We start from the raw sequence: 16976 nt of genomic DNA, 5'->3' as shown, positions 1-16976 counted from the left end.
AATGAAAATGCACAATGCGCAGGCAGTGGTCATCGGTCAGGTTGTCAGCACAGTTCTTTACAATCGCGGACGGGGTGTCATTTTTGCCGTTCACGGCGAGCAGAAACCGGCATCAGTCGGGTCGCTTTCGGGCTGCATATCTTATGGTGGAAATGCCACGTTTGATATTGCGTTTGAGAGCGGCGGAATATCGCGCGGGCTGCCTGAAAGTATCCTGCACGGAAAACAGTGGAGCATATTTCCGGAAATAAAAAGCGGGGAAGAGACGGCGAAAATTGTAAAACATGCCGAGTCAGAAGAACGCCGTATGCAGCAGGAAAAAGAGGAGGCAGAACGCCTTTACGCGAATGAATGCGAGCGTTTAAAAACAGCCCCGGAATATGCGGCACTTTCTCAGGATAAAAAAGGGGCCGTGCAGGTAACATCCAATATTCGTAAGGAGCTGAAGGCCAGGTTTCCGGGCGTTAAATTCTCGGTTCGTAAGCGCAGCTATGACAGCGTAAGTATTAACTGGATGGACGGGCCGACAGAGGAAGAAGTAAAAGCCGTAACGGATAAGTACAAGGACAGTTATTTTTACGGCATGCAGGATATGTCCATTTCCTGTGCCTCTCCGTTCAACCGAATTTATGGTGGCGTGGGCTACATTTTTACCGACCGGGATTATTCGGACGGGATGAAGCAAAAGGCAGTGGACATTATCGCTAAAAAATATGGCGGGAGTCTGGAAGGTGAGGAAATAACTCTTTCGCGTTTTAATACCGGCGAGCTTTACCGGGTCGGGCGCGATTACTTCTGGCACAGTCAGGGTGTGCAGGGTGAGATAAACAGAACTCTTGCCGAAATAAAATAACAGTCACCGGGGAGCCTGAAGGTTCCCTTTTTTTTCCTGTTATCCGCCGCCGGTATTAAACCGGAGACGGATAAACATAAACCGGCGCGAAGTCGGGAACAGGCGACACGTAAGAAAAAAGAGGATTACTCAGGTTACCCGTTCCCGGTATTGATCCGGGATCGGGTAATTCTGTGCGCAAGGTTCATTACTGGCGGTAAGATTGTCTGGCACAGAAAAAATAAAAGGAGGTGCGGGCCTTAACGGTACTAAAACCTGATTAGCCGTTGAATGCCTTACGCGGGATTGTACCAGCCTTAATGGCCTTGTAATGTTTGTCAATCAGCATCGCATAGTTATAGCGGTTCGTTACGGTCACCGGCAGGTTTTTCATTCCCGCGTTGTACATTCCCACCGCCAGCCACGTTGTGCCGTACTGATTGAAATTACGACGCAGCAGCATGGCACCAATATAAATATTCAGACACGGCTCGCTGAGCAGCTTTTCTTTGCTGAGGCCCGGGTACTCTTTTTGTAAGCGGCGCATTGTGGCCGAATTAATCTGCATGAGCCCGTAGTCACTGCTGCCGGGTTTTCCATCTTTGGTCCGGTTGGTATTTACAGCCGCCGGATTATAGCGTGACTCCTGCCAGGCGATAGCGCGCAGATAGTCCGGATCGATGGAATACCATTCACCAGCTTTAATAAAACAGTCCGCATTCACGCTGGCGGAGAAAATGCCTGTCGCCAGCAGGGCTGCAGCGTGAGTAAATAAACGCATTGCGGCTCCTGGTTTGAAAAGTTCGGGGAGGTGTCAGGCTCTATAATATCATAAGAGTCAGGTTTTTACACACCACTCGCAAATTTATTTTTGCTGATTTATATCTTTTATATCATGAACTTATCTTGAAGTTATAAATTATTTAAACAGTAATGTGGTTGCCTGATGGTTGCTGGCAGAAGGCTTATAAGCCCCCAGGTAGAGGCTTAGTGGCATAACCTTAATAATCATATATATAACGCTAAGAATAGTTGAGAAAGTGCCGTGTGGAGGCCTTGTATTTTCTTATTGGTGGCTATATGGTTGCCTTATGGCATCCATTAATGGCTTGTTTTTCCCGCAGGGCTGAAGCTGAATCAACTCATCCGATGAGGTGATTTTATCCACTTAGAAAATGTTGAGGCTGATATTAATATGAATGACGATAATTCATCTAAAAGGAACCGCGTCTATCTTACCGTTCCTTTTTCATTGCTTGAAAAAGTCGATGCGCACGTAGAAAAAATGCTTGAGGACGGCGAGTCTCGTGATACTGCAAACCGGTCATCCTTTGTTATGGAGATGTTCAGGCTTGGTTTGCGGGTTCATGAAAACAAACTCAACAAGGATGCTTCTGAAAAAACGCTTGATCAGAAACTGGAATTGATTGCAAAAAATGCGCTCATGAATGGATTTATCATCGATGCGATTTTCGGCATTATGAAAGAAACGGTAGACCACTCAAAGGTTGTTAAAAATGAGATGCTTCTTGATCCAGAATGGCCTAAAGAAATGAAGGAAAGAGTTGCAGGTAAGCTGCTGGAATATTTCAAATAGCTATTTCATGCCTGATATATTTTCACGGATATCAGGCTTTTTTCTTTACTCAACTTCTCCTTTGTCTGAATCGACCTCTTTCTCCCGCAATGCTTCAAGCTCTCTTTTTTGCGCATCACGAATATAACGCCGCAGGGTAAGCGCATTTATTCCGTACTGCGTGTAAACCTGCTTACGGGTAATTCCGTCCCGCAGAACGGCGTTAACGGCCTGATCGCGGTCGCGTTTAGACAGCACGTTTCGATTATCGTACTTGACGCGTTTTTCCTGAATGTCGGGTGAGTCTTTCTTTTCCCTCCATGCATCTTTTACGGTAGAAATGGTCACGCCGAGAATATCGGCCGTCTGTTGCAGTGTTTTTCCCTGAACACGTAAACGAACCGCATACTCTTTTAATTCTTCCGGAACAGGTCTGTAGTCGTCGCTTGTGCCGACGTACTTTATCAGTGTTTCTGTAGTGATGTCGTATTCGGCAAGAATATCTTTTCTGAGCACGCCCTCGCTTAATTTTTTCTTTATCGTCTCTACGTCATCAGGCGTCAGCTTTTTCTCTCTTTCGCGGGGAGTAATCTCTGTGCCGTCACGTTCAGCTATTTTTTTTACGGCCTGATATATGGCCGCGCGCGATACGCCGCAGGCTTTTTCAATCTCTTCCAGCGTCATCTTCGGCTCGGCGTGATACATGCCTGAAATCAGCTCCCACTGCTTCCATCGATAATCCATTGCAGAGTGTCCCTTGCGCTGTTTAATCAGCTTATAAACGTAGGATTCAGAACACCCATGTTCTTTGCAAATATCTTTAACGCGCCAGCCGAGCATGACGCGCTCCATTATTTTATCTGCATTGGGTCCGCGTTTATTTCCGGGAAAACTCTCAGACACGGCATCTTTTTTACCATCAGCCGATGATTTCACACCAGGCAGTGCAGGTTTTTTTTGAGGCTCCGTTATATCACCCGGATCAGTAAATAGCGCCTTATTAAGGCTGTTCTTTAATTTACGGGCCTGCCAAAGATTTACACCGGGGCGGGGAAGGGGAGAAAAAAAATCTGCATTAATCATTATCCAGGCGGTCGGATCGGCCACGTCTGAATAATCTTTTATCTGCGCGAGTGAACGTTCGGCCGTTGCCTGCAACAGCCTGGCCGGGACGCGATTTTTAATAAAGGCGAGCAGCGGAATGGTGACCAGCTGGCAGGCATAAAAGCGGATTTCTCTGAAGGTGACCTCATACCAGCCCGGGTCACGCATGTAATGCAGAAGGGCATCATTGAGTAGTTCACTTAAGGCTTCCTCATGATTTGTCCTAAAAATCTCAGCCGCAAAGCCCGCCGGATCGGCGACAAGAACAACCAAATCGGCAGTTTCAGGCATGATTTTTCATTCTCATTCAATCGGTTAGGAACTTAAGTGAAATTTCTCACCATAACGATAAGTGAAGTTGATCAGCAAGATCAATAACTTATATTGAAGTGTGCGATCCGGAAGCGTAAAAAAACGTCAGCCGGTTAAGAAACCGTAAGCATCTGTAGCAATCCCACAGATTTGTAAAGGAGGAGTAACCGGCAAGCCAGAAATTTGACTTAAGGCCATACAGGCAAAAACAAACGATAGTTCAACCGACTGATCATTATATCCCTAACTGAGGAAAAAACCTATGAAGGGCTCTCTCTCTTCGTCTTTAAACTACTGCCGCAAGGCAGGGGCGGTAGCGTGGAAGAAACTGAACAAGTCTGCACTGCTCTCAGCACTGGCGATCCTGGCTGTTTCCGTGATGCCAGCCCACGCCCAGGACTACTTCGCAGGGGCGAAAACTGATGTTACAGATACTTTCGGCGGTAACTCAGCCGTAGTATATATTCTCTATGTGATTGAGATTGCTTTCATCGCTTTCACCTACATCAAAACCAAAAACCTCGCGCTGTTCGGCAGCATCGCCGCGCTGCTGGTTTTCGTGAACGTCGCCTTCAACGTCATTCCGGCTTAACGTCTGCTTATGGATAAACGTGACCGGTATACCTGTGCGGCTACGTTTTCCGAGCAGAAGCGGTTCGTGGGGCTGCCACCTGATGAGTTCTGCCTGTATGTGCCACTGGCACTGCTGGCAGTTTTTCTCAACATGTGGATTTTTGGCCCCACGCTTTTAGCCGCCGTGGTTGGAATACGTCACCTCAAGAAAGGCCGCGGTTCTCAGTATCTTCTCAACCTTGCGTACTGGTGCCTGCCCACCTCAGTGATGCGCTTCTTTATCAGCATCCTGCCTGACAGCTACAAACGGCACTGGGTCGCCTGACCCCCCTCCGGAGACAACATGGAATTAAAGCTGCGTTCGGCGGGAAACCGCAATATGGCCGTGGCTATTCTGGTGCTGCTCGTTATCACGATCCTTGCGCTTCTTCTCTGCTGGCGCATCTACGGCGATAACCGGGCGCTGATGAATCAGCTCCTTAATAACAAACAGACCATCATCGTTCCCTACGGCGCGGACACGCCGTTCAGCTTTACCGGTGAGCGCGGCGACGCCCGCTACCTGCGCCTGATGGCGCTGGCGTGGCTGAACCTGCGCCTCAACATCTCCGACAAAAACGCAGAGGCCAGCCACGAAATGCTGCTGGCGGGCGCCTGTGACGGCGCGGAGAAATCACTCAAAGGCGTGCTGGCTGATGAAGCCGCGCGCGTTAAAGGCAACAGCGGCGGGTCGGTGTTCTACCCCAGAGACGTCAGCGTCTGGCCGGACAAGGGCATCGTGGACGTGACCGGCGACCTGCAGCTGAGCTATGGGCTGCACGACGGCAAGCCGGTGAAGAAGCACTACCGGCTGCGCACCGACACCCGAAACAACCGTCTCTGCTGGAGCGCTTTCCTGGAGGTTCCCGATGCGTAAATCCCTGCTAATCAGCGCCGTGGCGTTGCTGACGGCGTTTGGCGCCCGCGCCGAACAGCTGACGCTAAACCCCGGTGCCCGCGTCAACGCGGCGGTGAGTAACACCAACCCGAACTACCTGCGCGTGAACGATGATCGCATCCTCAGCGTGCAGGCGGCACAGGGCGTGCTGAGCGCCAAATCCCCGACGCCGGAAGGCGCTGTCATGTTTTCTACCCTGACCGACAAGCCGTTCACCATGTTCGTACAGACCGCGTCCGGCTTTGCCTTCTCGGTGCAGGCGACGCCGGGCAAACGCGCGGGCCTGAGCCTGACGGTAGATAACCACGAGGTGAAGGGCACGGAGGAGGCGCGGGAGTACGAGCAGAAGCAGGACACCTACAGCGCGCTTATCAGCGGTCTGGTGGGAAGGTTCATCACCAACCGCAAGCCGGCAGGCTACGTGCTGAGTAAAAACACCGACGTGCCGGTGAGCGAGTCGGTGAAAAGCGCGTTTGCGCTGCGTCCGGTGACCGCCTGGCAGGGCGACCGGGTACGCATCGTGCGCACCGACATCACCAGCCTCTCCTCACAGCGCATCCGCCTCAGCGAACGCTATTTCTGGAGCCCGGGCGTGATGGCGGTGGCGTTTCATCCGCAGCTCGACGTGCTGGAGCCTGGCGCAAAAGTCTCCGTCGTGACGGTGTTCCGCACGAAAGGAGGCCCGGATGAACCTTAACAGCCTGGTCCGCAGCAAACAGCGCAGGCTGTTTGGCATCATCCTCGCCGCCGCTGCCGTCATCATCGGCGGCCTGTACCTTGCGAACCGGGGCGCAGCCGGAAAGAGCGGGGGCCATGAAAGCAAACCTGACCGTGCCACTGCCGAGCCGGATCTGACCGGCGGGGGCGTGGTCAACGCCTTTGACGGCTCCGGGCAGGGCTCGCTGCTGGTGAGTGCACAGAACCGAGAGAAAGAGGCGCGCGAACAGCTCGCCTCGATGCAGAAAGACTTCAAATCGCTGAAAGACCAGATGTCGGATGTGATGAACAACAACAAGTCGCTGCAGCAGAACGTCAGCGACCTGATGGATCAGCTGAAAAATCAGCAGAACCAGCCAAAGACGCCTCCTGCCGGACAACAGGCACAGCAGGGCGCGCAGCAAGGGACGCAGCAGGGTGCCGGTTATACGCCGCCGCGCACGGAATACACCTTTGCGCCCGCGCCGGTGCAGACCGGGCAAATTGACAACCAGACGTTTGACTATTCGCAGTTTGAGCCCAAAGCGAAAGACACCTCGTTCTGGGTCCCGACCGGCACGTTCTCTGACGCCATCGTGATCGAGGGTGCTGACGCCAACGCCTCGGTGCGCGGCGAGAACAACCTGGTGCCGATGCAGTTCAAGCTCAAGGGCCGGGCGCACATGCCGGGTAACAACAAAATGGGGCAGCTGGATAACTGCTTTGTGACGGCCGCAGCCTACGGCGACATCTCCAGCGAGCGCGCCATCGTTCAGCTGCAGCGCCTCTCCTGCATTATCGACGGCAAGCACGTCGATCAGGCAGTGAAGGGGCACGTCGCCTTCTACGGCAAGAACGGTATCAAGGGCGTGCCGGTGATGCGCAACGGCAAAATTCTGGGGCTGGCATTTACCGCCGGGGCGCTGGGCGGTCTCGGTCAGAGCGCCTCGCAGGTCGGCCAGACGGTCACCGGCATCGGCGCAACCAGCACGGTCAGCGGCGGAGACGTGGCGCGCGGCACCGTGGGCGGCGGCGTGAGCAAGGCGGCGGACAAGCTGGCCGACTACTACATCGAGCGGGCCGAGCAGTATCACCCGATTATCCCGATCGGCGCGGCGAACCGCGTGGAGGTGGTGTTTATCGAAGGCTTCCGAGCGAAGTTTATTGAGGATGAAGAGGCCGCGAAGCTTGCGAAAGAGCAGCAGCGCTCGGGCGGGCAGCAGCAGGACACGCAGACGCGGGAGCAGGGCAACAGCGGCCTGCCGCCGGATCTCGTGGGCAAGCTCGGTGACGCCACGCGCCTCAACATGAATGACTTTGTGACCCCGACCAGTGGCGGACAGGCGAGGGGTACGACCCCGCAGGGCGTGGCGCAATGACGGCTGAAAAAATCCGGCTTCGCCACGCAGAGCACTGCGGCTGGATGGTCTTTACCGAAAGGACGGTGAACTGCTTCGGTCGCGAGGCTGACGCGCGCATTCCGGGTCTGCAGGCACTGGGGTTTGGCGTGAAGAAGCTCTACTGCAAGCCCGGCCTCATCCCGGACGACGGCTACGTCGCCCTGTTCGGAGAGACGCTGCGCCGCCTGCTGGAGGTTGCTCCCGGTGACGCCTTTGCCATGAGCATGCTCTCCCGGCTCGGGACCAGCGGCAAAAACGGCGATCTCTTTATCGACTTTACCGAAATATCTGATCTCAACGGAGAGCCCCATGATTAAGTCACATGCTTTATCCGTCTGCGCGCTGGCGCTGGTTCTAAGCGGCTGCGCAGGCATGAACAGCGACTTTGAGTTCGACAGGCCCGCTAAGGATTCGGGGGTCTGGATGTCGCAGGCTGACGATATGTCCGCCGGGAGCAGCGGTAACGCGCCAGCGGCTATCGCGCCGAACGGTTTCACCGGTGCGGGTATCCGCCTGGACGACTACCGCCTGATTGATACCGGCACCATTCGCCTGGACCCGCAGACTGATGCCCGGCGGGACGCAGCGGCCTGAATGAGGGCATTCCGGCGCGCGTGGCGTCATCCGGCGGGGTCCGCCCGTTCACACGCGAAAACGGCGTACTGCGCACGACAGCAAACCAGACCGCGTACTGCAGCGCGGCGCACTGCTTCCCGGAGCCGACCGCCGCGTTCCGCCGCCCTGACGGCGTGGCGCGCATCTGGATTGCGCCGTACGTCTCCCCTGACAACAACGTCCACATGGGCGAGGTCATCTACAGCGTCTCCAGTCACGGCGACTGGAGCGGCATTCTGATGTGAGGTCCGCATGAAATTTCTGAAAGGCTTCCGCTTTGACCCGCTGAACGTGGTGGAGACGGTGGCGGGCATTCTGGGCGAGCGGGACACCACGAACGAGACGCGCCAGAAGCTGCAGGACATGGACTACCCGCACATCCGCGACCTACTGCCCTACAAAGATTACGACACCGAAAGCCAGATCTGGGTGAACAAAGAGTCGGTGGGTTTCGTGGTAGAGAGCCAGCCGCTGATTGGCGCCAACGAGAAGCTGGCCGAGAGCCTGGAGTATCTCCTGCGCGACGTGGCGCCCCGCGATATTCCTCTGCAGGTGATGCTGGTTTCTTCCCGGGCAGTGAAAGAGCAGGTTGAGCAGGGTCTGAAAAACTTCGCCTGGAAGGGGCACCGGGCAGACGAATGCAATGACGTCACCGCGCGCTTCTTCCTGAACGGCGCACGCTTCACCTACAACAATGGCCTTGATCATCCGCTGACCCTGCGCGACTACCGCCTGTTCTTTATCTGGGCGATGCCGGTGAAGCACCTGAGCGAAACCGACATGATCCGCGTGCGCGACGTGCGCCGAAACCTGCTCAACGCGCTCAACGCCGCCGACCTGTGGTCCTCAGCCATCGGCGTCAGCGAGTTCAGCAGCGTGCTGCGCGAGTTCTTCAACCACGACCCGGCGCGGCTTGGCGCTACGACAGCGAGTACGATCCGGCGGCCGACCTCAGCACGCAGTTTGTGGACCGCACCACGTCCTGGCGGGTGAAGCCCTCGCATATCCGCATTGAGGGCAGCGACGCGAAGAACAAGCCGTTTGCGGCGCGCATGGTGAATCTGAATCTCGACCGCAACCCGCAGGAGCACTTCCTGTGGCAGAACGGCAACATCATTCAGGACCTGATGTCGCCGACCAACGGCATTCCCTGCCCGTTTATCTGCACGATGGTGCTGACCACCGAGGAGCAGATGAAAAGCCAGGGCGAGGCCAACAGCCGCTTCCTGTCGCTGGACTCGCGCGTGAACACCAGTTACGCCAAGTACATTCCGTCAACGACGCGCCAGCACGCCGAATGGAAAGACGCCCGCGCGCGGCTGCTGTCCAATCAGACGTCGCTCACGAGCTACTTCTACGGCATTACGCTGTTCTGCCCGGACGACGATGACCTGACGTCCCGCTACACCGAAAAAACGCGCAACGCCTTCGCCGCGCAGGGGCTGCGCTTCGTACGCGCCGACTTTATGCAGCTGCGCAACCTTCTGGCTACGCTGCCGTTTGCGATGGTGAACAAAAAACTGCGCGCCGACTGCCGCAAGACCGGCGGCATTCAGCGATCGGAGTCGTTTCACGCGGTAAACCTGATGCCGGTCATCGGCGACAACAAGCTGTGCGCCTCGGGCATTCTCATCCCGAGCTACCGCAACCAGGTCGCGTTCATCGACGTGTTTGACGAGAGCCTGCCGAATACCAACTTCAACTGGTTTATGTCCGGCACCTCGGGTGCGGGCAAGTCGGTACTGGCGAACTCCATTGCGCGCTCGGTGCTGGACAAGGGCGGGACGGTGGCGGTGCAGGACATCGGGGATTCGTACAAGGCGGCCTGCAGCAGCCTCGGCGGCACCTACATTAACGGCGACTCGCTGCGCTTTAACCCGTTTGCGAACGTCACGGACATTACGCTCGCGGCCGAGCGCATCCGCGATCAGCTGTGCATTCTGGCGAGCCCCAACGGCCTGCTGGATGAGGTGCACGAGTCCATGATCCTGGAAGCCATCACCGAATCGTGGCCGACCTGGCAGCAGGACATGCGTATTGACCACGTTATTGACTATCTGACGAAACGACAGGCCGCTATTACCCGCGAACACTCCTCACTGATTGGCGGGCGCATTGATGAAATCACCACGCTGCTCGGCAAGTACAGCACGAAAGGGATCTACGGCCGGTTCTTTAACTCGTCCGAGCCGACCCTGAAGCCTGACCTGCAGTTCGTGGTCACCGAGCTGGGCGACCTGCGCAAGCAGCAGGACCTGCTGTCGGCGGTGCTGTTCAGCATCATGATCTGGAACGAGAACATGATGTACACCACCCCGCGCAGCATGCGGAAGATGAACATTATCGACGAGGGCTGGAAGCTGCTGGGCGGGTCGAGCACCAAAATTAAGGACTTCATCGAGGAGGGTTACCGCACCGCCCGCCGTCACAACGGCTCCTACGGCACGGTGACCCAGGCGATACGCGATAAAAACCTGTCCACGGCGGCGCTCGCGGCCTACGACAACAGCTCGTTCAAGTTTACGTGTATGCAGGACGCCAAGTCGTTCACCACCTTCCAGAAGGAGGAGCCGCACGCGTTTAACGAGCTGGAGTGGGAGATGATCAGGAAGTTCCCGCCGGCGAAAAAAGCGCGCTACAGCTCGTTTCTGCTGAGCGTGGGCGAGTTTTCCAGTTTCCACCGACTCATTCTCGATCCGCTGAGCGACGGGCTGTTCTCCTCCAAAGGCGAGGACTTTACCTATCGCGAGAAGCGCCTGCGCGAGGGCGCGGACATTAAGGACATCCTGTTTGAAATGGCCGAAAACGACGCGCACAAGCGCGACATCATCCACATGCTGCGGGAGATTCAACTGTGAAATATGTCATCACTTACGTGGTCATGGTGGGCGTTGTCCTCCTGGTGTTCCACCTGTACTAACCGGGCGAAGAACCCATTCCCATCATTTCCCTGCAAAGGAGTCTGAAATGGACTTAAAACAAGGCGCGGCCTGTGTCGCAGCATCCATGTTGCTCAGCGTGGGCGCCTGCGCAGCCGTGTGGTTCCTCTGGCTGAAGCCGCCAGCGCTTGTCACCTTCGACATGAAGGGCACGACCAACGCGCTTATCCGCCAGACCGCGAAGCTGGACCTGAACGACGATCAGCGTAAGGCGCTGCTGACCCGCTTTGACCGCAGCGTCACCACCGCTACGGCGGAATATGCCAGCGAACACGGTGCGGCCATTCTGGTGAGCCCCGCCGTGGTCACCGGCCTGCCGGACGCCACGCCGGAGATTCAGGCGCGCCTCGCTGAGCTGATGAAGGCCGGTAACCCGCCGCAGTAACCCTGTCCGATCACCCCAACGGGAGCTTCCCGATGACACATGCAACTTCGCTGGCGCGCTTAGCCGCCGGCGCACTTTTCGCCACGCTCAGCCTGCAGGCGGGCGCGGCTGAACTCGGCACCTTTGGCGATACCTGGGACATCCGGGAGCACGACCTGATTACCGTGCTGAAGAAGAACCTTGAACAGCACTTCGCCGGCAAGACGCAGGAACAGATACAGCAGGAGATGCAGAAGAAGGCCGAAGACGAGGCGATGCGCCCGCCGCCAGTGGAGGGCCTGACCACCGGCCGCGAGACGCACCGCCGCCTGTTTGACCCGTCATTCACGGTGCAGCGCGACATCGCCGACCAGAACGGCGTGGTGTTCGCGCACAAGGGGCAGAAGGTGAACCCCTTCGACGTCATTCCGGTGTTTGACGAAACCCTTTATTTCATTGACGCCGATGACGACCGGCAGATTGCCTGGATGAAGCAGCAGGTGCCGCACACCACGACGTCTCGCGTCATTCTCGTCAACGGCAACGTGCGCGACAGCGCAGAGGCCCTCGGCAGTCGGGTCTACTTCGACCAGACCGGCAGCATCACGAAAAAGTTCGGCATCACTCAGGTTCCTGCAGAGGTAAAGCAGGCGCCCGGTCAGAAACTCTTCCTTATTACTGAATTCGGTCTTCCCGACCGCTAACGGAGCCAGACATGAAAAAGTTAATCCTTGCCACCGCCCTGACGCTCGGCCTGTCAGGCCACGCTTTTGCAGCCGGTGAAACCTTCAGCGACGCGCAGAAAGCACAAATCGGGCAGGTGGCGGCAGACTACCTGCGTGCGCACCCGGAAATCCTGATTGAGATGAGCCAGAAGCTGCAGGCGCAGGCGCAGAGCAAACAGCTGGGGTCGGCCGCCGCTGCCGCTCTGAAGAACCAGGACGCGCTGCTGAATGACCCGTCCTCGCCGGTGCTGCACCCGAAAGGTGACGTCGCGGTTATTCAGTTCTTTGACTATCAGTGCATTTACTGCGCGAAGGTGGCCCCGGCCGTGGAGCAGTTCATCAGCCAGAACCCGAACGTGCGCTTCATCTATAAGGAGTGGCCAATTTTCGGCAGCCGCTGGCCTGCATCCATTCAGGCGGCTAAAGCGGGCCTGGCGATTTACAAAGACGGCGGGCCCGACGCGTACCACCGCTACCACGCCGCGCTTTATGCCACCGGACATAACGAAGGAAAACTGCTCGATGCGGATATCCGCCAGGCCGCGGTGAAGGCGGGTGTGACCGCCACGCCGCGTGAGGACGTTGAGGCGACGGGTGCGAAGCTTGAGGCTAACAATCAGCTTGCGAAGCAGCTCGGCATTCAGGGCACGCCCGCATTCTTCATTATGCCTGTGAACGGTGCCAACACGGACAACGTCAGCGTGATACCGGGCGCAACCAGCCTGGAGGCGCTGCAGGCGGCAGTGGCAAAAGCGCGCGGCGGCGTGCAGAAGGGGGCTGATATGGGCTGGCGCACGGCTTTTCTGGCGCTCGCGGTGTGGTTCTGCCCGCAGGCAAATGCCGCTGACAGCAGTGGCAATACGTCCCTGACCTGCGAAGGGCGCTGGGTCAACCCCATCACCGACGTCTGCTGGGAGTGCATTTTTCCGATGAGTGTGGGCAGTGTGCAGGTGTCCGCGGGCTCGCTTCCCGATACCGATAACCCGGCCTCGCCCATTCAGTTCTGTCCGGTCCCGCCGCCGATTTTTGAGCGTATGGGCGTGGCGGTGGGGTACTGGGAGCCGTTTGCAATGACGGACGTGACCCGCTCGCCGGGCTGCATGGTGAACATGGGCGGCTTCAACATCAACATCCCGAACACCGGCACCGGGGTGGGCACGAAAACGGCGAACGAGCACCCCGGCACCTTCTATCACGTTCACTGGTACAAGTACCCGCTGATCTCGTGGCTCAGCATTATCACCTCGGAAATGTGCCTGCAGGGCGGCGAGTACGACATTGGCTACCTGTCCGAGCTGGACCCGACCTGGCAGAACGACAACCTGGCGCTGTTCCTGAACCCGGAAGTGATGCTGTTTGCGAACCCGATTGCGCAGATGGCGTGCGCAGCTGACGCGGTGGCGGCGGGCGTGAGTAAGCCGATTGATGCGCTGTTCTGGTGCGCGGGCTCGCACGGCTCGATGTACCCGTTCACGGGCAACATTGTGAATGAGTCGAGCGGGCTTAACAGCTCGGTGCTGCTCTCGGAGCGCATGGACTTCAAGCTGCACCGCGAGGGACTCATCCTCGACACCGTGCCGTATGACGTGGCGGTCTGCTACGAGTATCCGTCCGCGATCCTGCCGAAAAGCCGCTACCGCTATCAGATGGTGAACACTATCCCGGACGTGGCGTCGTGTCACCCGCTGGGGCGCAACGTGATGCTCTGGCAGACCGGCAAGGAGATGCCGACCAGTAAAAAGAACTACGGCTATCTCATCTGGAAAAAACGCAACTGCGTGATGTAAGCGAGGAAACATGAAACCTCTGAACGCGGCGCTGCTGACCGGCGCCTGTCTGACCGTGAGCCTGTCGGCGCAGGCACAGGACGGTACGCAGGTCACCGGCACGGAAAACGAAACGGCGTATTTCCTGTCGTCCTCGCTGCCCGACAAGGAGCTGGCTCTCCTGATGAAGGCGGCGGAGGCAAAAAACATCCCCGTCTACTTCCGGGGGCTCATCAACGACAACATGGATCAGACCGCGAAGTACATGCTGAACCTGATCACTACTTACCGCGTGCGCGGCGTGCAGATAGACCCGGTGCGCTTTGGCCGCTACGGCGTTAAGCAGGTGCCGGCACTGGTGAAGAAGTGCGGTGACCGCTTCGACATCGTGTACGGCAACGTGGCGCTGAATCAGGCGCTGAGCATGATCGAGACGCGCGGCAACTGCCGCAAAAAGTCCTGACCGACCCCGCTGTCCGCTGCGGCGGGCTTTCTTAACCCTTTCCGGAAACTCTCATGAAAAAAGCCACTTGCTCTCTGCTGCAGGGGCTGCTGCTGACCTGCCTGTCAGCCAGCGTCCTGGCGGCGTCGATGGACGCTTCCAACCAGGAAGGCATTAACGCCGGCAAATCTGCTGACGGCACGACCAGCGCCGATCCGAACGGCTACTTCGACAACTACAGCTCAGACGCGCCGCAGCGCGGCTACTACAGCGGCCCGACCCAGACGTCATCGAATATTGACGTGAAAGGGCAGGCGGAGCTGAGCGAGTCCGACCTCGGGCAGACCGCGCGCGAATCCTACGTGAATAACCCGGCGGATAAGCTCAGCTACGACTCCGACATGATGAAGTACAGCGACGAAATCCGGGAAAACGCCAATGCTGTTACCGGTGTAAACGGCAGTCAATGCGTGGCGCAGGAGCTCAACAAAACCACCTGGACCACGCACAGCTGCGAGATGGCGACCACCCTGACGCAGTCGTGTACGCGTAAGGCAACCATCGTGACCACCGGCTCTTATGAGACCTATAACACGCAGCTGGTGCTGAACGCCGGGGACGTCACTGCGAAGCGCATTGCGGACTACTGGATACAGTACGACTTTGTGGTGCCGCAGGACGGTACCATCAGCAGCGGCACCGGGAGTTCCTTTACCCAAAAGCACCGGGCTACCACGGAGACCGTCTGAACTACTCCATTCAGGCGTTCGGGCAGACCATCAAAACGAAATATAACTACTCGGGCATCTTCAGTATCCCGTCACAGACGGTCACTCAGGGGCAGATCATTACCCTGCTGCTTCGCTACAACACCGATGGTCATTATGACCAGGCGGCCGACGGCGTGGTAAAGGCCATTGCCAGCGGTAATTACGTTGCCCGCATCACTCTGCCCATGCAGGCGGTGCGCGACACGGTCACGGCGGGCATCGAATGGACCAACAGCTGCCCGGCCGACATGGGCGACGCGGTGAAGATGAGCGAGGTCTGCAGCGACCCGGGCGGCACCAGGTCGGTAACCGTGGGCGGGCAGGCCTACAGCGTCTACAGCGACTGCTGGGGCTACACCACCCAGTGGAACGTGTTCGAAGATGACACTAACACCTGTCAGGCATATATCGATGATCCGAACTGCAGCGAAGGCACACGCACCTGCACCCAGAAAATCGGCAACCTCTGCGTTTACAGCCAGCTGACGTATCAGTGCGCGCACACCGTGAAAAGCACCGGCTACGTCTGCGGCTCGGAGTTTTACTGCTCGGACGGCAGTTGCTCGGCGATGCAGGCGGGCCAGAACCAGAACTTTGAAATGGCTGTGTCCCAGCTGGCAGCGCCGCGGCCGCGGGCAAAGACTTCGCGGGCATGGACCCAAACTCGGTGACGGCGTTTACGGGCAAGGCGATGGCCTGCCGCCAGAGCGCAGCGGGCTTCAGCAACTGCTGCAAAAGCGGGGGCTGGGGGCAGAGCGTGGGGCTGGCGCACTGCAACACCGAGGAAAAAGAGATCGGCACCGGCAAAGAGAAAAAGCTGGTCGTGAAGGTCGGTTCGTACTGCTCGAAAAAGGTGCTCGGGATCTGCCTGCAGAAGAAAGAGGGCTACTGCGTGTTCGACAGCAAGCTTGCCCGCATCGTGCAGGAGCAGGGTCGCCGCGACCAGCTGGGTATCAGCTTCGGCTCGGGTGAAAGCCCGGACTGCAGGGGAATAAAGGTCGCCGAGCTGCAGGGCATTAAGTTCGATCTCATCGACTTCAGCGATTTCTATGACGACCTGAACAGCAACATCAAGCTGCCCGACCAGGACGCGCTGAACCAGCGCATCACCTCCGACATCCAGAACAGCCTCAAATCAGGAGAATAAGCGTGAGAAAACTCATCAGCCTCGCGCTGCTGCTGGCGGTATCGCCGCTGCACGCGGCAGAGGAAAAAAGGCCCGACGGCTACAACTACGATCCGGCGGTGGGCTGGTACTGGTACAACGAGCCGGTAAAAAAGGACGAGGAAGAACAGCCGGCGCCGCCACCCGCCGCGCCGCAGGAGACGCCCACGCAGAAGATGAAGCGCCTGCAGGCGTTTCGCGACAACCTGATGAACGAGGCGATGCTGCACCCCTCTACCGAAAACATCCGGCGCTACAAAATCGTGCAGGACTGGATGGTCAATCAGGCCAGCATGTTCGCCTCGCGCTGGGAGAAGGTGCTGCTGGACAACCCCGAGCTGGACTACAGCCTGAAGCACCCGTTCTACAACGGCACCGCCAACATCCAGTACACCGAGCAGCGCCAGAAGCAGCAGGCGGCTATCCGGTACGTCAACCAGCGCTACGGCGTTTTCTTCTTTTATCGCGGTAACGAGCCGCTGGATAACCGGCTCGGCGGCGTGGTGAAGGAGTTCAGCGAGCAGTACGGCCTGACCGTAATTCCCGTGACCGTGGACGGACGTGCCAGCCCGGACCTGCCGGACACCCGACAAAACGGCGGGCAGGCGGAGAAGATGAAGATTGAACACTTCCCGGCCATCTATCTGGTCGAGCCGCGCACGAAGAAATACCAGCCGCTGGCCTACGGCTTTATCACCCAGGACGACCTGGCGCGCCGCATGCTCAACATCGTTACCGACTTCCAGCCCGAGGATTAATC

The 16976-nt window shown here is 57.5% G+C and carries 20 protein-coding genes and 2 pseudogenes; 20 read left to right on the top strand and 2 right to left on the bottom strand.

All coding sequences use genetic code 11. The features are described from left to right. The first annotated feature begins 1 nt into the window (after position 1). Positions 2-853 (top strand): LPD29 domain-containing protein, encoded by an 852-nt coding sequence (locus O3W44_RS20835; protein ID WP_269294661.1) that lies wholly within the window; start codon positions 2-4, stop codon positions 851-853. A gap of 259 nt (positions 854-1112) precedes the next feature. Here O3W44_RS20835 and O3W44_RS20830 read toward each other — a convergent pair whose 3' ends face one another. Beyond that, positions 1113-1613 (bottom strand): lytic transglycosylase domain-containing protein, encoded by a 501-nt coding sequence (locus O3W44_RS20830; RefSeq protein WP_269294660.1) that lies wholly within the window; start codon positions 1611-1613, stop codon positions 1113-1115. A gap of 414 nt (positions 1614-2027) precedes the next feature. Here O3W44_RS20830 and O3W44_RS20825 point away from each other — a divergent pair, with 414 nt between their 5' ends. After that, complete coding sequence (locus tag O3W44_RS20825; protein ID WP_269294659.1) at positions 2028-2429, top strand: relaxosome protein TraM; 402 nt, start codon at positions 2028-2030, stop codon at positions 2427-2429. 45 nt (positions 2430-2474) lie between these two features. On the opposite strand, the gene O3W44_RS20820 is transcribed toward O3W44_RS20825, so the two are convergent. Further along, positions 2475-3803 carry a hypothetical protein gene (locus O3W44_RS20820; RefSeq protein ID WP_269294658.1) on the bottom strand — a complete coding sequence of 443 codons (1329 nt, stop codon included), beginning with the start codon at positions 3801-3803 and terminating at the stop codon, positions 2475-2477. A gap of 283 nt (positions 3804-4086) precedes the next feature. On the opposite strand from O3W44_RS20820, the gene O3W44_RS20815 reads away from it, so the two are divergent. The 18 genes and pseudogenes from O3W44_RS20815 to traF all read left to right on the top strand — a co-directional run bounded on the left by O3W44_RS20815 (position 4087) and on the right by traF (position 16974). Next, positions 4087-4416 carry a type IV conjugative transfer system pilin TraA gene (locus O3W44_RS20815; protein ID WP_039390122.1) on the top strand — a complete coding sequence of 110 codons (330 nt, stop codon included), beginning with the start codon at positions 4087-4089 and terminating at the stop codon, positions 4414-4416. A 9-nt stretch (positions 4417-4425) separates the two neighbouring features. Then, a complete protein-coding gene (traL, locus tag O3W44_RS20810; RefSeq protein WP_269294657.1) occupies positions 4426-4722 on the top strand; it encodes a type IV conjugative transfer system protein TraL in 297 nt (98 codons plus the stop codon). Between the two features lie 18 nt (positions 4723-4740). After that, positions 4741-5313 carry a TraE/TraK family type IV conjugative transfer system protein gene (locus tag O3W44_RS20805; protein ID WP_269294656.1) on the top strand — a complete coding sequence of 191 codons (573 nt, stop codon included), beginning with the start codon at positions 4741-4743 and terminating at the stop codon, positions 5311-5313. Further along, on the top strand, positions 5306-6031 hold the full coding sequence (locus O3W44_RS20800; RefSeq protein ID WP_269294655.1) for a TraK domain-containing protein: 726 nt from the start codon (positions 5306-5308) through the stop codon (positions 6029-6031). The genes O3W44_RS20805 and O3W44_RS20800 overlap by 8 nt, the downstream gene beginning before the upstream one ends. Then, positions 6021-7409 (top strand): TrbI/VirB10 family protein, encoded by a 1389-nt coding sequence (locus tag O3W44_RS20795; protein ID WP_269294654.1) that lies wholly within the window; start codon positions 6021-6023, stop codon positions 7407-7409. Before O3W44_RS20800 ends, O3W44_RS20795 begins: the two co-directional genes overlap by 11 nt. After that, positions 7406-7747: a hypothetical protein gene (locus O3W44_RS20790; protein WP_269294653.1), complete on the top strand. Its 342-nt coding sequence runs from the start codon at positions 7406-7408 to the stop codon at positions 7745-7747. Before O3W44_RS20795 ends, O3W44_RS20790 begins: the two co-directional genes overlap by 4 nt. Then, positions 7740-8024, top strand: coding sequence for a hypothetical protein (locus tag O3W44_RS20785; protein ID WP_269294652.1), 285 nt, complete (start codon positions 7740-7742; stop codon positions 8022-8024). Before O3W44_RS20790 ends, O3W44_RS20785 begins: the two co-directional genes overlap by 8 nt. A 20-nt stretch (positions 8025-8044) precedes the next feature. Beyond that, positions 8045-8290, top strand: a complete 246-nt coding sequence (locus O3W44_RS20780) for a TraV family lipoprotein (protein ID WP_269294651.1) — start codon at positions 8045-8047, stop codon at positions 8288-8290. 7 nt (positions 8291-8297) lie between these two features. Then, a pseudogene (gene traC / locus O3W44_RS20770) lies at positions 8298-10903 on the top strand (type IV secretion system protein TraC). Positions 10904-11012: 109 nt separating this feature from the next. Then, on the top strand, positions 11013-11369 hold the full coding sequence (locus O3W44_RS20765; RefSeq protein WP_269294649.1) for a TrbI F-type domain-containing protein: 357 nt from the start codon (positions 11013-11015) through the stop codon (positions 11367-11369). Between the two features lie 32 nt (positions 11370-11401). Continuing rightward, positions 11402-12052 (top strand): type-F conjugative transfer system protein TraW, encoded by a 651-nt coding sequence (gene traW / locus O3W44_RS20760; protein ID WP_269294648.1) that lies wholly within the window; start codon positions 11402-11404, stop codon positions 12050-12052. A gap of 11 nt (positions 12053-12063) precedes the next feature. Continuing rightward, positions 12064-12807, top strand: a pseudogene (locus O3W44_RS20755) (DsbA family protein); the annotation flags it as partial. Between the two features lie 48 nt (positions 12808-12855). After that, positions 12856-13860, top strand: a complete 1005-nt coding sequence (gene traU, locus O3W44_RS20750; protein WP_269294796.1) for a conjugal transfer pilus assembly protein TraU — start codon at positions 12856-12858, stop codon at positions 13858-13860. A gap of 10 nt (positions 13861-13870) precedes the next feature. Further along, positions 13871-14302, top strand: a complete 432-nt coding sequence (gene trbC / locus O3W44_RS20745; RefSeq protein ID WP_269294647.1) for a type-F conjugative transfer system pilin assembly protein TrbC — start codon at positions 13871-13873, stop codon at positions 14300-14302. A 53-nt stretch (positions 14303-14355) separates the two neighbouring features. Next, a complete protein-coding gene (locus tag O3W44_RS20740; RefSeq protein ID WP_269294646.1) occupies positions 14356-15030 on the top strand; it encodes a hypothetical protein in 675 nt (224 codons plus the stop codon). A gap of 155 nt (positions 15031-15185) precedes the next feature. Beyond that, complete coding sequence (traN, locus tag O3W44_RS20735) at positions 15186-15722, top strand: conjugal transfer protein TraN (RefSeq protein WP_269294645.1); 537 nt, start codon at positions 15186-15188, stop codon at positions 15720-15722. Then, the gene (gene traN / locus O3W44_RS20730; RefSeq protein WP_269294644.1) at positions 15719-16198 is read left to right on the top strand and encodes a conjugal transfer protein TraN; all 480 of its coding nucleotides are present in this window, start codon (positions 15719-15721) and stop codon (positions 16196-16198) included. Before traN (O3W44_RS20735) ends, traN (O3W44_RS20730) begins: the two co-directional genes overlap by 4 nt. Positions 16199-16200: 2 nt before the next feature. Further along, positions 16201-16974: a type-F conjugative transfer system pilin assembly protein TraF gene (gene traF / locus O3W44_RS20725; protein ID WP_269294643.1), complete on the top strand. Its 774-nt coding sequence runs from the start codon at positions 16201-16203 to the stop codon at positions 16972-16974. Positions 16975-16976: the final 2 nt, after the last annotated feature.

The sequence above is a fragment of the Pantoea sp. LMR881 genome (assembly GCF_027157825.1).
Lineage (GTDB): Bacteria > Pseudomonadota > Gammaproteobacteria > Enterobacterales > Enterobacteriaceae > Pantoea > Pantoea haifensis.
Note: the sequence above shows the minus strand (reverse complement) of the source record. Positions and strands in the feature narration are given on the sequence as shown.

What these genes read in the sequence shown, in the direction of transcription:
- O3W44_RS20835 (WP_269294661.1), top strand. Translation starts at nt 2, where the DNA reads ATGAAAATGCACAATGCGCAGGCAGTGGTCATCGGTCAGGTTGTCAGC.
- O3W44_RS20830 (WP_269294660.1), bottom strand. Translation starts at nt 1,613, where the DNA reads ATGCGTTTATTTACTCACGCTGCAGCCCTGCTGGCGACAGGCATTTTC.
- O3W44_RS20825 (WP_269294659.1), top strand. Translation starts at nt 2,028, where the DNA reads ATGAATGACGATAATTCATCTAAAAGGAACCGCGTCTATCTTACCGTT.
- O3W44_RS20820 (WP_269294658.1), bottom strand. Translation starts at nt 3,803, where the DNA reads ATGCCTGAAACTGCCGATTTGGTTGTTCTTGTCGCCGATCCGGCGGGC.
- O3W44_RS20815 (WP_039390122.1), top strand. Translation starts at nt 4,087, where the DNA reads ATGAAGGGCTCTCTCTCTTCGTCTTTAAACTACTGCCGCAAGGCAGGG.
- traL (WP_269294657.1), top strand. Translation starts at nt 4,426, where the DNA reads ATGGATAAACGTGACCGGTATACCTGTGCGGCTACGTTTTCCGAGCAG.
- O3W44_RS20805 (WP_269294656.1), top strand. Translation starts at nt 4,741, where the DNA reads ATGGAATTAAAGCTGCGTTCGGCGGGAAACCGCAATATGGCCGTGGCT.
- O3W44_RS20800 (WP_269294655.1), top strand. Translation starts at nt 5,306, where the DNA reads ATGCGTAAATCCCTGCTAATCAGCGCCGTGGCGTTGCTGACGGCGTTT.
- O3W44_RS20795 (WP_269294654.1), top strand. Translation starts at nt 6,021, where the DNA reads ATGAACCTTAACAGCCTGGTCCGCAGCAAACAGCGCAGGCTGTTTGGC.
- O3W44_RS20790 (WP_269294653.1), top strand. Translation starts at nt 7,406, where the DNA reads ATGACGGCTGAAAAAATCCGGCTTCGCCACGCAGAGCACTGCGGCTGG.
- O3W44_RS20785 (WP_269294652.1), top strand. Translation starts at nt 7,740, where the DNA reads ATGATTAAGTCACATGCTTTATCCGTCTGCGCGCTGGCGCTGGTTCTA.
- O3W44_RS20765 (WP_269294649.1), top strand. Translation starts at nt 11,013, where the DNA reads ATGGACTTAAAACAAGGCGCGGCCTGTGTCGCAGCATCCATGTTGCTC.
- traW (WP_269294648.1), top strand. Translation starts at nt 11,402, where the DNA reads ATGACACATGCAACTTCGCTGGCGCGCTTAGCCGCCGGCGCACTTTTC.
- traU (WP_269294796.1), top strand. Translation starts at nt 12,856, where the DNA reads ATGGGCTGGCGCACGGCTTTTCTGGCGCTCGCGGTGTGGTTCTGCCCG.
- trbC (WP_269294647.1), top strand. Translation starts at nt 13,871, where the DNA reads ATGAAACCTCTGAACGCGGCGCTGCTGACCGGCGCCTGTCTGACCGTG.
- O3W44_RS20740 (WP_269294646.1), top strand. Translation starts at nt 14,356, where the DNA reads ATGAAAAAAGCCACTTGCTCTCTGCTGCAGGGGCTGCTGCTGACCTGC.